Source organism: Pontibacter korlensis (assembly GCF_000973725.1).
Classification (GTDB): Bacteria; Bacteroidota; Bacteroidia; order Cytophagales; family Hymenobacteraceae; genus Pontibacter; species Pontibacter korlensis.
Genome location: NZ_CP009621.1, coordinates 4,954,050 through 4,968,279, shown reverse-complemented (window position 1 = coordinate 4,968,279; position 14,230 = coordinate 4,954,050). Strand labels below are relative to the sequence as shown.

At 48.9% G+C, this 14,230-nt stretch carries 12 protein-coding genes; 8 read left to right on the top strand and 4 right to left on the bottom strand.

The annotated features are described in order from the left end of the window. Nucleotides 1–45 precede the first annotated feature (45 nt). Together PKOR_RS21295 and PKOR_RS21290 are read left to right on the top strand one after the other, a co-directional pair. Nucleotides 46–1,773 (top strand): glycoside hydrolase family 15 protein, encoded by a 1,728-nt coding sequence (locus tag PKOR_RS21295; RefSeq protein ID WP_046313377.1) that lies wholly within the window; start codon nt 46–48, stop codon nt 1,771–1,773. Nucleotides 1,774–1,832: 59 nt separating this feature from the next. Beyond that, on the top strand, nt 1,833–2,711 hold the full coding sequence (locus tag PKOR_RS21290) for an alpha/beta fold hydrolase (RefSeq protein WP_046313375.1): 879 nt from the start codon (nt 1,833–1,835) through the stop codon (nt 2,709–2,711). Nucleotides 2,712–3,216: 505 nt separating this feature from the next. On the opposite strand, the gene dinB is transcribed toward PKOR_RS21290, so the two are convergent. Beyond that, the gene (dinB, locus tag PKOR_RS21285) at nt 3,217–4,299 is read right to left on the bottom strand and encodes a DNA polymerase IV (RefSeq protein WP_262501824.1); all 1,083 of its coding nucleotides are present in this window, start codon (nt 4,297–4,299) and stop codon (nt 3,217–3,219) included. 174 nt (nt 4,300–4,473) lie between these two features. Then, nucleotides 4,474–5,862: an FAD-binding oxidoreductase gene (locus tag PKOR_RS21280; protein WP_046313374.1), complete on the bottom strand. Its 1,389-nt coding sequence runs from the start codon at nt 5,860–5,862 to the stop codon at nt 4,474–4,476. A 332-nt stretch (nt 5,863–6,194) separates the two neighbouring features. On the opposite strand from PKOR_RS21280, the gene PKOR_RS21275 reads away from it, so the two are divergent. From PKOR_RS21275 to PKOR_RS21255, 5 genes are all read left to right on the top strand, one after another. Next, nucleotides 6,195–7,031 (top strand): oxidoreductase, encoded by an 837-nt coding sequence (locus PKOR_RS21275; RefSeq protein ID WP_046313372.1) that lies wholly within the window; start codon nt 6,195–6,197, stop codon nt 7,029–7,031. A gap of 122 nt (nt 7,032–7,153) precedes the next feature. Continuing rightward, entirely contained in the window at nt 7,154–8,452 is a 1,299-nt protein-coding gene (locus PKOR_RS21270; RefSeq protein WP_046313370.1) for a PQQ-dependent sugar dehydrogenase, read from the top strand. 90 nt (nt 8,453–8,542) lie between these two features. Next, nucleotides 8,543–9,223: a type 1 glutamine amidotransferase domain-containing protein gene (locus tag PKOR_RS21265; RefSeq protein WP_046313368.1), complete on the top strand. Its 681-nt coding sequence runs from the start codon at nt 8,543–8,545 to the stop codon at nt 9,221–9,223. A 180-nt stretch (nt 9,224–9,403) separates the two neighbouring features. Next, complete coding sequence (cysM, locus tag PKOR_RS21260) at nt 9,404–10,288, top strand: cysteine synthase CysM (protein ID WP_046313367.1); 885 nt, start codon at nt 9,404–9,406, stop codon at nt 10,286–10,288. A gap of 135 nt (nt 10,289–10,423) precedes the next feature. Next, nucleotides 10,424–11,278, top strand: coding sequence for a pirin family protein (locus PKOR_RS21255; protein ID WP_046313364.1), 855 nt, complete (start codon nt 10,424–10,426; stop codon nt 11,276–11,278). Between the two features lie 62 nt (nt 11,279–11,340). On the opposite strand, the gene PKOR_RS21250 is transcribed toward PKOR_RS21255, so the two are convergent. Then, nucleotides 11,341–12,294, bottom strand: a complete 954-nt coding sequence (locus PKOR_RS21250) for a pseudouridine synthase (protein ID WP_046313362.1) — start codon at nt 12,292–12,294, stop codon at nt 11,341–11,343. Nucleotides 12,295–12,450: 156 nt separating this feature from the next. Continuing rightward, a complete protein-coding gene (gene rluF, locus PKOR_RS21245) occupies nt 12,451–13,443 on the bottom strand; it encodes a 23S rRNA pseudouridine(2604) synthase RluF (RefSeq protein WP_046313360.1) in 993 nt (330 codons plus the stop codon). Nucleotides 13,444–13,985: 542 nt separating this feature from the next. Here rluF and PKOR_RS24910 point away from each other — a divergent pair. Further along, nucleotides 13,986–14,165, top strand: a complete 180-nt coding sequence (locus tag PKOR_RS24910) for a hypothetical protein (protein WP_148561768.1) — start codon at nt 13,986–13,988, stop codon at nt 14,163–14,165. Nucleotides 14,166–14,230: the final 65 nt, after the last annotated feature.

Sequence of the window (14,230 nt, the reverse complement as noted above, 5' to 3'; positions counted from 1 at the left end):
CGTATGGTACAAGAAAGTGTACCATAATTTGTGCGGCTAACGCAGATGAAAGAAACGCAAACCAGCATTCAGGACCTGGCGCTTATAGGCGACCGCCGCACTTGCGCTTATGTGTCTAAGACTGGTAGCGTGGTATGGTACAGCCCAAGACGTTTTGATGCACCCTCTGTGTTTGCGAGTCTGCTGGATACGGAGAAAGGAGGCTGCTGGAAAGTTGATGCTCCCGGCTTACATTTCAAACACCGCTACTACCACAGCGACAGCACCATACTTTGCACTATACTTGCCTGCGACTCCGGTGAAGTACAGGTAGAAGATTATATGCCTATTCGTGCAGGCTTCCATGGTATTTGCCGGAGTTTTTCGGAAGCTCCCGATCATTTGATGCTTACTATCTCCCCAAAGCCTGACTATGGCCGCACCATACTGCAGATAAAGCAGCACCCAAACGGCACTGTTAGTATAAATGGTAAGCTATTCTTGCAAGCCTCACACCCGCTACAGGTAGAGCAGAACGACATAGTCTGTGAGGTTCCTGCAGGAGATAAAGCTTGGTTTGTGTTAAGTGAGCAGCAGATAAGTATAAATGAGAAAGTACTTAAAGAGGCACGGAGTACTACTTTGCAAGCCTGGCAGGAGGTAAGCAGCCACATCACCTACGAAGGTCCCTATGAGCGTGAGGTGAGAAATTCGCTGAGTGTCCTGCAGCTGATGACTTTTGCAGAAAATGGAGGTATTGTAGCTGCCGGAACAACCTCTTTGCCCGAGGTAAAAGGTGGGCAACGGAACTGGGATTATCGCTACGTGTGGCTTCGTGATGCAGCCATGATCTCCAGTGCTCTTACCCGCGCTGGCTCAGACGGTGACCAGGAACGACATTTCCTCAGTTTTATCTGCGATGCCATACATAAGGTAAAGGAGCCGGTAGTGCCGTTCTTTACACTTGATAAACAGCCTGCTCCGGGAGAAAACTTTTTAACGCATTTTACAGGTTATGCCGCGAGCAGGCCTGTTCGTGTGGGAAACAACGCTAACTGTCAGCTGCAACTGGATGCCATTAGTAATGTACTGCTTTCAGCCAAGCTTATTTATAACCGCTTTCAAACAAGGGAGCACTGGAATTTAATAGCTCACCTGGCCGATTATCTAACGGAGCATTGGCATGAGAAAGATCATGGGCTTTGGGAGGAAACACAGAGGCAGCATTATACTTCCAGCAAGGTGGTGGCTGCTGTTAGCCTGGAGTACATAGCTGAGCACAGTCAGGAGGAGGCACAAAAAAAGCCTTGGCTTAAAGCAGCGTCGGAAATAAGAGCGTTTGTGGCAGAAAAGTGCATCACATCAGAAGGTGCCTACGCGGCCTATCCTGGCGCAGAGGCAGTGGATGTGAGCGCCATTTTATTTCCTATCTGGGCCTATACCGAGGCTGATGCTCCCGAAGTGCTGAAAACGATCGAAGTATTGGAACGGGACTACTGTCAGCATAACCTCTTCCGTAGGCACCTGGTGGGCTTTGATGCACGTCAGGAGGGAGCATTCTTGGCAGGCACATTCTGGGTAGCCCAATACTGGGTGATGCGCCACAACTGGCAAAAGTTTAAGCAGGTAATGCAGGCGGCACTAGTCTTTATGAACGATGTAGGATTGATGCCGGAAGAGGGAGACCCCATTAGAGGAGAGTACCTGGGTAACATTCCGCAAACGTTCGTACATGCTTCGCTTATTGGGGCGGTAATAGACTATAAAAATGCAATGAAAGAAGCTTCTGATTGACACTTTAGGGAAGGGAACGTAGTAAAGTAAACTTAAAGTACCGTACCTAAAATGACATTATGAGTGATAAACATACAGTAGAGCAGGTAATTGCAGCGCATCAGGCCAAGGGCAAGTATATACAAGTAGATGGCATCAATACTTTTGTGCTGGATCAAGGCGAAGGGGAGGTAGTTTTGTGCATCCACGGCGTACCCACGTCTTCTTTCCTGTACCGCAAAGTAATCGCGGCCCTTGCTGCTAATGGTATGCGAGGTGTATGTGTAGATTTACCGGGCCTTGGCTTATCTGACAGACCTGAAGATTTTGACTATACCTTCCATAGCTTTGCGCGCTTCCTGGCCCGTGCCACAGAGGTGCTGGGTATTCAGGAATTTCACTTGGTTGTGCACGACATTGGCGGTCCGATTGGCTTTGCACTAGCTGCTGAAAACAAGGAAAGAATAAAATCACTCACAATTCTGAACACTTGGGTAGATGTAGTGCACTTCAAGAAGCCTCTCCCGATGCGTCCTTTCGAAATGCCGGTGCTAGGAGAAGCGGAGCTAAAAAGCCTAACGCACACTACCTGGCAACTAGGCTTTACAAAAGTTGCCGTAGCCAATGCGGATAATATCCCGAAGGAGGAGATATATGCTTACATAGACCTCCTGAAGCGGGAGGATAACGGTGCGGCCTTTCTGAAAATTATGCGCAGTTTTGATAAGTCGGAGGAGTTTAAGCGGCTTTGTTACCAGGCGGTGGAGCAGGTGCCATACCCCGTGCAGGCAATTTGGGGAGCGGAGGATCCTGGGCTAACTTACGAGCGGTACGGGGAGGAAATGAAGCTCGCTGCCAACTTGCCTCAGGTACATAAGCTAAAAGCTAGCCATTTGCTGCAAGAGGAAAAGCCGGAGGAGATTGCAGCGCTGGTGGTGGACTTAGCACGAAAAGCTTGAATTGCTACTTCTTAAATTAAGTTATATAAGCTATACTTTCTAGCTTCAGTTCATCCACAGCCTTACTTCCTTTGTTGTTTCATCTCATGCTTTGGTCCCCTCTAGGCCGGGAGGCCTTATTCTTGGGGATCGCGCTGTGTTCCCTCCTGCGCCAGGGCGCTGCCGCTCAAGCGGCACCGGATCGCACAAGGCGCTCAACCCAAAGACTGGGATCAGATTTGACTACTCCTGCTTTTCTCACTGTCCCCTTGAGGACAAGTGAGACGAGGGTGGAAACTTGCGACCGTAGGTCACAGGAGTGTCATCATCTTCCGGAAAATTCCCCTCCTCGGAGGGGTTAGGGGTGGGTTCACCAGAGTAGCCTTTATACTAAAGTCAAAGCAGCTACAGGATAAGCTCTCCCTGAGGGATGTTTATTAGTGTCAAATTCTCTACTACTTTCTAAAGAGGGGTGAGGTTAAAGCCTCAGTATTCTACACAGTTATAGAACCAAGTGAGAATACAACTACAGCTCCAGCGTGAACTGGTAGCCCTCGCGCTGGCGGTCGTGCTGATAGGTAAGGCTCGAGACGGAAATACCTAGCAGGCGTACGGGGTAAGCTGGTAGTTGTGGGGTACGCAGTAGTTCGCGAGCTATGGTATAAATGGCGTCAGCCGAGCTGAACTCACTCAGGTACGTTTTGCTGCGCGTGTTCAGCGTAAAGTCGAAGTACTTGATCTTAACAGTTACTGTTTTGGCTGTTGCCTGCAACCTTGCCATATCCTGGGCTACTTCTTCTGCAAGATGCTGGAGGCGCTCCAGCATCTCATCTTCTTCCGACAAATCTTCGTCGAAAGTGCGCTCAGAGCCAATAGACTTGCGGATGCGGTGTGGCTGTACTTCACGTTCATCCTGAGCACGGGCTATGTGGTAGTAATAGCGACCAACTTTGCCGAACACCCTTACCAGTTCTTCTTCCGAGCGCAGCCGCAAATCGGCACCTGTCAGTATGCCCATGCTCTGCATCTTGGCTGCTGTTACCTTGCCGATACCATGGAACTTCTCGATCTCTAAACCTGACACTACTTCTTCAGCCTTGTCTGGAGTGATGAGCGTGAAGCCGTTGGGCTTGTCCATATCGGAGGCAATCTTAGCCAGGAACTTGTTAAAGGATACTCCTGCCGAGGCCGTCAGTTTTGTCTCTTCCAGTATCCTTTGTTTAATTTCTTTGGCAATAATACTCGCCGAGGGCATGCCAATCTTGTTTTCCGTTACATCCAGGTAAGCCTCGTCTAAAGAGAGTGGCTCCACCAGGTCGGTGTAAGAAAAGAAAATCTCCCGAATCTGCCGAGATACTGCACTGTACACATCAAACCGCGGCTTTACAAAAATTAGCTGCGGACAACGCTGAGCGGCAATCTTAGAGGCTAAAGCTGAGTGCACACCATACTTGCGGGCTTCATAACTGGCAGCAGCCACTACACCACGCATTTTAGAGCCGCCCACAGCCACAGGCTTCCCGCGCAACTCGGGGTTATCGCGCTGCTCCACGGAGGCAAAAAAGGCGTCCATGTCGATGTGTATGATCTTGCGGATAGGCTGTTCCAACGTATGGCTTTTATACTTGCAAAGGTACAAAAACCACCGCAGGAAGTATAGCAATGAGCTGCGGCAGACAGCTTCAAATGCTATTCAATAAAATAGCTTTATAGTAAGCGCAGCTCCCATAAGCCCCGGGACCAAGGGTTGCCTCAGAGTACCATCTTAAGTTGCTATAACCGCTCACGCTACTGCCACTGGTTTTATGTTCTGGTTTACCTTGAATAAGTTGTTTGGGTCATACTTGTACTTGATGTGAGACAGCTTATCGTAGTTGTCGCGGTAGGTAGCCCTGATGCGCTCATCACCTTCCTCCATCATGAAATTGACGTAAGCCCCTCCGGCTGAGTAGGGGTGGAGGGCGTCAAAGTAGTTTTTGGTCCAGGTGGTAATTTTCTCTTTGTTCGCTGGGTCCGGGTCAACACCTACGATGACCTGTGCCCAATTGGCATCCCGGAAGCTCCAGGCGGTAGCGCTCTTATCCAGCTCATGAGCGGCTCCGTTTATTGGATATAGATGCATACCGGAAAGAGGAGTGGGTAGTTTGCTGGCGAATTCCAGATGGCAATCAATGGCCTCATCACTCAACTCGTTCACAAAATCTGCTCTCCAGTACCACTGGTGTCCCGGAGGGTAGAGTGGATCGAACAAACTTTGCAGAACTGGATGCGGTAGGGGACCAACCAAATCAATGGCGGCTTTAGGTTCTAGACTTCGGATAGGCCTAAATACTTCTTCAGCCTTTTCCATTGGACCGGTATAGCACCATAGCACACCGCCAACTATCTTATTTTGATGCTCTTTGGGAAAAGGATCGACAGGAGGCACCTGCTGCAGGGCAAAGAAGCCGTTGATATCTTCCGGAGCTTTTACTATAAAATCCCGCCACCACTGCATCACGGGCTTCACTTTATCCAGTTCCCAGAACATAGGGCCAGCATAGACGGTGTCTACGGGGTGTAGCTTAAACAAGAATGACGTCACCACACCAAAGTTGCCACCTCCGCCGCGTATGGCCCAGAAAAGATCTTCATGCTCCTCCTCGCTGGCCTTTACTAAGCTGCCATCAGACAGCACCACATCTGCCTCCAGTAGGTTATCAATGCTAAGGCCGTAAGCTCGGGTAAGGTGTCCGATACCTCCACCCAGGCTTAACCCTCCCACACCGGTGGTGGAAATGACACCGCTGGGTGTAGCCATACCGAATGCATGGGTGGCGTGGTCTACCTTGCCCCAGGTGCAGCCTCCATCCACCCGTACCGTCTTCTGGTCCGGGTTTACCTGCACTCCGTTCATATGGGAAAGGTCGATTACTAAGCCGTCGTCGCAGATGCCCAAGCCCCCGCCGTTGTGGCCTCCTCCGCGGATAGCCACCAGCAGGTTGTTCTCCCGGGCATAGTTAACGGCGTATATCACATCGGCCACGTCCTCACAGAGGGCTATCAGGCGCGGGTGTTTGTCGATCATGGCATTGTATACTTTGCGGGCCTCGTTATAACCAGTGTCTTCTGGCCGGATCACAGCTCCCCGCATATTTGACTTAAGATCCTGTATTGTTGCTTCTGCTAGCATAATGGCCTCCTTTCAGTTTTGAAATTGCATCAACCGGGGTGGATGGTCTGAGGGTGAGGAGACGGACCGATAATGCTGGTTGTTGGTGCAATTATTTCATGTTATCAGTATATTCTATATACGATAGCTGCATCAGGTTAGAAACCAGAACCATGAAAAAAGCGTGAGGATAGGATATATAGCTCTGAAGGTAGAAGTAGTGTGGGTAAATTTGATTATGGCTCATTTGTAAGTCTAATGCGGAAACGTAACGAGGTGCTTTCCTAAAGTCGTGTGTTATACTTCCTTCCCCCACGATGCGTATATTCGACCTCAAATCAAAAAGAATTAGAATGGCAGATAAAGTATGGTTTATTACAGGCGTCTCAAGTGGATTCGGACGTGTATTGGCAGAAGAGGCTGCTCGCCGTGGAGATAAAGTTATTGGAACAGTGCGGCAGCACAGGCAGTTAGAAGAGTTTAATGCCATCTCGCCCGGAAATTCCTTCGCCTACATAATGGATGTAACAAACCCAGACGGTGTAAAGGCGACAGTCGATGCCGCTGTAAAACACCTGGGGCAAATAGATGTGCTGGTGAATAATGCCGGCTTCGGTTTTCTGGGAGCTGTAGAAGAGGCTACTGTGCAGGAGTTTCGGGAAGTAATGGAGACAAACTTCTTTGGTGCAGTGCAGGTAACGCAGGCAGTACTGCCTTACATGCGTGAACAAGGGAGTGGTAATATTTTACAGATGTCTTCTGCTGCAGGGTTCAGAAGCACCCAAGGCTTTGGTGTGTACAATGCCAGCAAATTTGCCCTGGAAGGGATGAGCGAGGCGCTGGCGCAGGAAGTAGCCCCGCTGGGTATAAAAGTGAGCATTATTGAGCCGGGGCCATTCCGCACCAACTTTGCCGGCTCAAGTATAAAATGTGCCAAGAAGGAGTTACCAGCTTATGAAAAAACGGCACACGTTTTTAAAAACACAATACTAGGTTACTCCGGTGAGCAAGATGGAGACCCGGTTAAGGCAGCCCAAGTACTGTTACAGGTGGTAGATAGTGACAACCCGCCGCTGCGCTTGCCCCTAGGCAGTATCGCTTACGAGGCAGTGCGAAAAAAGCTGGCACAGGTAGAGCAGAACCTAAGCGATTGGGAAAATATAGCTACCAAAACCTCTTTCAACGATTGATTATGCTTACTCAAACAAAGCCCTTATTGAAATTCCGGCGGGGGCTTTGTTTTTTCTTAACCGACCAAGTTGGCAGGCTCTCTCGTATAGCATTAACTTGAAACCAATACAACACGAGAACTATGAGAACGACACGATGGAAGACATCGCTTATTGCTTTATTTACTGGTGTAGCAATTTTAGGCTGCTCTGAATCAGCTCGCACGACAGAAGACTCTGAAAACATTGATGTGGATGGTAAAACAGGGGCAGATACACTGACAACGGAAACAGGTTCAACCCTTGAGCTTCCGCCACCAGACACCACACATCAAGCTGAGAAAAGAAGCAAAACCATTGGCTGGCCCGAAGGTCAAACCCCTAAAGCTCCCGCAGGATTTACTGTCACTAAATTTGCTGGTGACCTGAAACACCCACGAAGAATATATGTTGCTCCGAACAAGGATATTTTTGTGGTGGAGTCGGATGATAAAGAGAAGAGCGCCAACCGCATAACCATGTTTCGTGACACAAATAATGACGGTAAGCCAGACCAGCGGGAGGTGTTTATAAACAACCTGAATCAGCCTTACGGCATGCTGGTGCTCAATAACTACTTCTATGTGGCAAACACCGATGGCGTTATGCGCTATCCATACAAAGAGGGGCAAACAAAAATAACGGGCAAGGGTGAAAAGATACTGAGCTTGCCTGCCGGGGGCTATAACCATCACTGGACACGGAACCTAATCGCCAGCCGGGATGGCTCCAAAATATATGTTTCTGTTGGCTCTGCCAGTAATGTAGGGGAATATGGAATGGAGGAGGAAAAACGCCGCGCTGCTATCTTGGAGATAAACCCGGACGGCAGTGGCGAGCGCATCTATGCCAGTGGCCTGCGTAACCCCGTGGGCATGGACTGGGAACCAGGCACCAACACCCTCTGGACAGCAGTGAATGAGCGCGACGGACTTGGTGATGACCTGGTACCCGACTATTTGACCAGTGTGCAGGAAGGGGGCTTTTACGGCTGGCCCTATTCGTACTTTGGGCAGAATGTAGACCCGCGTCGCAAAGGGGAACGCCCTGAGCTGGTTGAGAAATCCATAGTGCCGGATGTTCCACTGGGATCGCACACTTCATCGCTGGGCCTGGAGTTTTACAATGGTGACCGCTTTCCGTCTAAGTATAGAAATGGTGCTTTTGTAGGACAACATGGCTCCTGGAACCGCTCCGAATTTGCTGGCTATAAAGTGGTATTTGTGCCTTTCCAGAATGGCGAACCTAACAAAAAGTATGAGGACTTTCTGACTGGTTTCATAGCCGACGCCAGTAAGAATGAAGTATATGGCCGACCAGCTGGTGTGGCAGAGTTACCAGATGGCTCCCTGTTGGTTGCCGACGACGAGGGCAACACTGTGTGGCGGGTAGCTGCACAGTAGCCGGAGGATAAAAATGCTGTGGCCATACCTGTACTGGCAATGGCTACGTAACAGAATACACAATCTAAATTCAAACAACTACAGAAAGCTATGAAAGTATTATTTGTTTTAACATCACATTCTGAGCTGGGTGACACCGGTAAGAAAACAGGTTTTTGGGTGGAAGAATTTGCTGCGCCATACTATGTGCTAGCAGATGCGGGAGTAGACGTAACACTGGCATCTCCGGAAGGTGGTGAGCCGCCCATAGACCCTAGCAGTGAGGCACCTGGAGCACAAACAGAGGCAACCGAGCGCTACAATGGCGATCAGGAACTTCAGGAAAAGCTTAGAAATACCATGAAGCTAAGTGAGGTGAATGTGGATGACTATGATGCTGTATTTTACCCAGGCGGACATGGTCCCTTATGGGACCTTACCAACAGCGAAGAGTCTATACGCTTGATAGAAAGCTTTGCAAAACTGGAAAAGCCTATTGCAGCCGTATGCCATGCTCCGGCAGTTTTCGCTAAGGTGAAAGGCCCTAACGGAGACCCGCTGGTAAAAGGCAAAAACGTAACCGGGTTTACAAACTCTGAAGAAGACGCTGTAAATCTTACTGATATAGTGCCTTTTTTGGTAGAAGATAAATTGCAGGAGCTGGGAGGTAATTACTCTAAGGTAGAAGATTGGCAGCCACACGTTGTGCGGGATGGCCTACTGATAACAGGTCAAAACCCAGCATCTTCGGAGGGCGTGGCAGAAGAACTCTTGAAGTTACTAAAGAAGTAGAAAGTACAACCAGTATAATCCCGCTAGCTACACTTCTATAGCTAGCGGGATTTTTATTGTGGCTGCTACCGCTTCCCTGCCATGCACCAACAGCCATCCAAAGCTAGTGTGGCGCTAACACAGGAAGGTTAAAAACTATTCCTTAATTTTGTGGTTTACCACACATCAATTACTCGATACATGGCAACCTTACTAGACTTTATTGGCAACACCCCGTTGGTGGAGCTTACACATATAAATACCAAACCGGGTGTAAAACTGTATGCTAAGCTGGAGGGAAATAACCCTGGAGGTAGTGTAAAAGACCGTGCGGCGTACAGCATGATTAAAGGAGCGCTGGATCGTGGCGACCTGAAGCCAGGCATGAAAATAATTGAGGCCACCAGCGGTAACACCGGTATTGCGTTAGCCATGATTGCCAGACTGTTTGAGGTGGAGATTGAGTTAGTAATGCCTGCCAATGCTACCAAAGAACGTGTGCAAACGATGGAAGCCTTCGGAGCCAAAGTTATACTTACACCTGCCGAAAAATCTATGGAAGGAGCTATTGATTATGTAGCCGAGCAGGTAGCGAAAGGTGGTTACCTGGTGCTGAACCAGTTCGGCAATCCTGATAATTACATGGCGCACGTTCGTACCACAGGGCCGGAAATCTGGCATGATACACAAGGTAAAGTAACACACTTTGTGTCTTCCATGGGTACAACAGGCACTATCATGGGAGTGTCGCGTTACCTGAAAGAACAAAACCCGGAGGTGCAGATTATAGGCGCTCAGCCAGTAGAAGGCTCTCAGATACCAGGTATACGTCGCTGGCCTACAGAATATTTGCCGAAGATATTTGAGCCAGAGCGTGTAGATCGTACTATCGATGTAAGCCAGGAGGAGGCGACTGCCATGACCAGAAGGCTGGCACGCGAGGAGGGAGTTTTTGCGGGTATGAGCAGCGGAGGAGCTGTGCATGTAGCCACAAAACTGATTGAGGAGATGGAGGAAGGCGTAGTAGTATGCATTATCTGCGACAGAGGCGATCGCTACCTTTCTTCAGATTTGTTTGCATCTTAAATCCAGGCAAAACAAGTATAAAAAGAGGCTCAGCAACGGGCCTCTTTTCTTTTACTGGCAGAGTATAAATTAACTAAAACTTGTGTCGTGGTAAAGGAGTTTATAAGTTAGTGTACCTACATTAAATAAAACATGATGAGAACGATCAAAAAGAAGCATAAAGCTATTAGTGCTCCCATAGATGACCTGGTAACTTACAGAGCTTTGCCAACGCAGTCAGTAGACTACATCGACCCTTTTCTTTTCCTGAACCACCATGGCCCGCAGGTGTACAAGCAAAACAACAGAGGGCTTCCTTTCGGTCCGCACCCACACCGCGGCTTTGAGACGCTAACCTTTATACTTGATGGTGACATCATGCACCAGGATACCGGTGGCGGAAAAGATGTAATTGAGGCAGGCGGTGTGCAGTGGATGACAGCAGGCCGTGGACTCATTCATGCCGAGGTTTCTTCTGATAAGTTTAAGAAGGAGGGAGGCCCAATGGAGATTCTGCAGCTCTGGTTTAACCTGCCTGCCAAGTATAAAATGACAGAGCCTAAGTATATTGGCCTGCAAAAAGAGGGCATCCCTACCGTTACAGAAGACGATGGTAAGGTGAAGGTGAACGTAGTGTCGGGAAGCTGGCGCGATACCGAGGGACCTATTCCGTCGCTAAGCGATATCCATATGGCAAGCGTGGAGCTGCAGCAAGGCGGAAGCTTCAGCACAGTTGTGCCGGCAGAACGCAACGTCTTCTTCTATGTAGTGCGTGGAGCTGTGAAAGTAAATGGAGAAACCGCAGAGAAACTAACGCTGGTAGAGTTTGCCAACGATGGGGATGAGATAAGCGTTGAGGCACAGGAAGACAGCTATATCCTGTTCGGGCATGCCAAGCCCTTTAATGAGCCTGTGGTTGCTCATGGCCCATTTGTGATGAACTCTGAAGAAGAAATAAGAGAAGCTTTCCGGGATTACCAAATGGGTAAGATGGGCAGCTGGGAAGGATAGAACTGAAATGAAAAGGGTGAAGCCGCTACAGCTTCACCCTTTTTTATGTTGATTCTTGTGGCTTAACGGCCTCTTCCTGTTCTACCTTTTGGAGCAGCGCCTTTTCCAGCCCCTCCGCTACGGGAGGAGGTATTTGATGGGCCTCCTTTTCTCGGGCTCTTATTACCTGCTGAGCCAGGTTTAGACCCTCCGAAGCTTTTACCAGCACCACCTTTAGTAGCACCAGCAGGTTTGCTTTTTCCTACCCGGGCTTTGCTTGCCCCACCACGTGGAGAGAAATAGTCATTGTCTTTGCTTTTGCTGCTGCCAGCTCTGCTGCCAGCGCTTGCAAGCATTTCCACTTCAGCAGCACTCAACTTGCGCCAATGTCCGGTAGGTAGCTTTGCTAGCGTAAGATTTTCGATACGAACACGCTGCAGGTGCACTACTTTATAGCCCAGGTCCTCGCACATTCTTTTGATGTTGTGGTTGGTATTTGGCTTTAGAATAATGCGGAAACGGGTAGAGCCTTCTTTGGCAATAAAGGTTTTTTGTAGCTTCTCACCTGCTTCCGATTCACCACCACCTATCAGCTTGGCAATAAATTCTGGAGAGATAAGTTTATCAACGGTAACAATGTACTCCTTTTCAAACTTTGTATCGGCTTTGGTTATTTTGCGTACCAAGTCACCATCGTTGCTCAGAAAAAGCACACCCTCTGCATCGCGGTCCAGGTGGCCAATAGGCTGTAAGGACGCCGGATAATTGATAGCCCTCACTACGTTGTCGCGCACGCCCATATCGGCCGTTGCCGACATACCAGAAGGCTTGTTCAATAACAGGAAAACAGGTTCCTCCTCACGTACAGTAAGCAGTTGGTCGTCTATGCGTACTTTGTCTTTAGCGGTTACCTTCGTACCTGGTTCAGGCAGTTTTCCGTTAACCGTTACTCGCTCTTCTTCGATCAGTCTGTCAGCCTCGCGGCGGGAGCAGAAGCCCGAATCACTGATAAATTTATTTAATCGCTTTGGTTCCATGATATGTGTTGGCGCTGTGTGGCTGTTATTTGTAGTTAGTTCTGCCACCTTTTGTTACGCCAGTTTAAATAAGAAGTCAAAATTACAGCAAAAGGATTGCTTTACCTATTGCTGTTAATTATCCAGGAAATGCTTTGAAAAGGGAGAACGAGCAGTTTATCTTCTTCTTCCGCCTTTAGCTGCGCCTCCTTTGCCCGAGGCGCCTCTTCCTTTGCCACTTGGAGCAGCACCTTTGGCTGCACCGCGTGAGCCCCTGGCACTTCCACCGCTTTTAGGTTTGTCTCGCTTTCCGGCAGTTGCGCTTTTACCGCTTCTTGGGCTGCTACCAGTGCGGTTCTGCTTGCCAGCTGGTGCACTACTATGTTGCTTAGGCTTTTTGCTTTTGGCAGGAGCCAAAGGCTCACTCGCAGGTTTCTTGCCTTTAGAACCCTCCTCTGTTTTGGTGGAGTGCTCTATCAGGCGCATCAGTTCTTCCACTTCGGCATTGGTCATGTTGCGCCACTGGCCAAGCGGAATTTTAGAGAGCGAAAGATGCATGATGCGGGTACGCTGCAGTGTTTGTACTTCATAGCCCAGCGCTTCACACATGCGCCTGATCTGGCGGTTCATACCCTGTGTAAGTATAATCCGGAATTTGGTAGGTCCTTCCTGCGCCACAAAGCACTTCTTGGTGTTTACCCCTAGTATAGACACGCCATTGCTCATCCTCTCCACAAAATCCTGGTTGATGGGCTTGTCTACTGTTACGACATACTCCTTCTCGTGCTTGTTTCCTGCACGCAGAATCTTGTTCACGATGTCTCCATTGTTCGTCAGGATGATGAGGCCTTCAGAGTCTTTATCCAATCTACCAACAGGGAAGATGCGCTCCGGATAATTGGTGAAGCTGATGATATTGTCCCTCTGAGAAGTATCTGTAGTGGTTTCGATACCTGGAGGTTTGTTCAGGAGAAGGTACACAGGTTCCACAGCATCTACCTCTAGCTGGTTACCATCTACACGTACTTTATCTTTAGCCGTTACCTTGGCGCCAACCTCAGGTCTTTTCCCGTTTACGGTTACACGACCTTGCTCTATCATTTTGTCGGCTTCGCGGCGCGAGCAGTAGCCAGAGTCGCTAATGAATTTATTTAATCTTATCGGTTCCATATAATTGCGGGGGCTATTGCAGCAAAATTTAGAGTCTGGTTTCATAACAGTAGCCTGCAGGCATATCCTTATACTACAAAAGTACGGGAAAGACAGGGCTATACCTATTCTAAGCAGTTAATGCTTTGTATTGCTACGAGAGCAAAGGTACATAAGCAGGCTGTGGTGTATAAGGAGATAGTTGTATGGATCGTTTGCTAATTAGGTAGCCGCTTTACTGTCAGGATTAAAATAACAAAGGTATGGACGAACTGCCCATACCTTTGCTCTTACGAGTAAATGCCAAAGAAAGCCCTCGCACTCATATCTTTGGCAGTATAAGCGTAAGTTCAATTTTATCAGGCTCTTAAACGTAAGCTAACAGAAAGGGAAGGAGAAAGCCCTTGCACTAGACACTTTGATGATGTCGCCCCCAAGGAATCCCTTCCCTTTCTCTTCTTCTTAAAAGCCTGGACAGTACCTAGAGGCTGCCCCATCCGCAGGCATGAGTGAGTGTAGGCCCGGAAGATGAATGTTTTTTTTCCACTTAAGCCCCTTCAGCTATGAAGAATTTACTCTGTCAGAACCTGGGCGTCGATGTGGGCAAAGACGCTCTGGATGTGGTGCGACATCCCTTCACTTTTGCTGGGCTCGATCTTACCCTATGTTCTACCGCCTGCACTTGCCGGCTGTTACCTTTGCTGCAGCAAACATGCCCTGCACCGGGATGTGAACGCAGCTAGTAATATAAGAAATAAGGCGGTCGGGCAGACCGTTTCAGCTTGGGAGATATACGGTCGCAGTAGCC

Excerpts from the sequence above, each read along its gene's own strand:
- PKOR_RS21265 (WP_046313368.1), top strand. The coding sequence starts at position 8,543 with ATGAAAGTATTATTTGTTTTAACATCACATTCTGAGCTGGGTGACACC.
- PKOR_RS21280 (WP_046313374.1), bottom strand. The coding sequence starts at position 5,862 with ATGCTAGCAGAAGCAACAATACAGGATCTTAAGTCAAATATGCGGGGA.
- PKOR_RS24910 (WP_148561768.1), top strand. The coding sequence starts at position 13,986 with ATGAAGAATTTACTCTGTCAGAACCTGGGCGTCGATGTGGGCAAAGAC.
- PKOR_RS21270 (WP_046313370.1), top strand. The coding sequence starts at position 7,154 with ATGAGAACGACACGATGGAAGACATCGCTTATTGCTTTATTTACTGGT.
- cysM (WP_046313367.1), top strand. The coding sequence starts at position 9,404 with ATGGCAACCTTACTAGACTTTATTGGCAACACCCCGTTGGTGGAGCTT.
- PKOR_RS21250 (WP_046313362.1), bottom strand. The coding sequence starts at position 12,294 with ATGGAACCAAAGCGATTAAATAAATTTATCAGTGATTCGGGCTTCTGC.
- rluF (WP_046313360.1), bottom strand. The coding sequence starts at position 13,443 with ATGGAACCGATAAGATTAAATAAATTCATTAGCGACTCTGGCTACTGC.
- PKOR_RS21295 (WP_046313377.1), top strand. The coding sequence starts at position 46 with ATGAAAGAAACGCAAACCAGCATTCAGGACCTGGCGCTTATAGGCGAC.
- PKOR_RS21255 (WP_046313364.1), top strand. The coding sequence starts at position 10,424 with ATGAGAACGATCAAAAAGAAGCATAAAGCTATTAGTGCTCCCATAGAT.
- PKOR_RS21290 (WP_046313375.1), top strand. The coding sequence starts at position 1,833 with ATGAGTGATAAACATACAGTAGAGCAGGTAATTGCAGCGCATCAGGCC.
- PKOR_RS21275 (WP_046313372.1), top strand. The coding sequence starts at position 6,195 with ATGGCAGATAAAGTATGGTTTATTACAGGCGTCTCAAGTGGATTCGGA.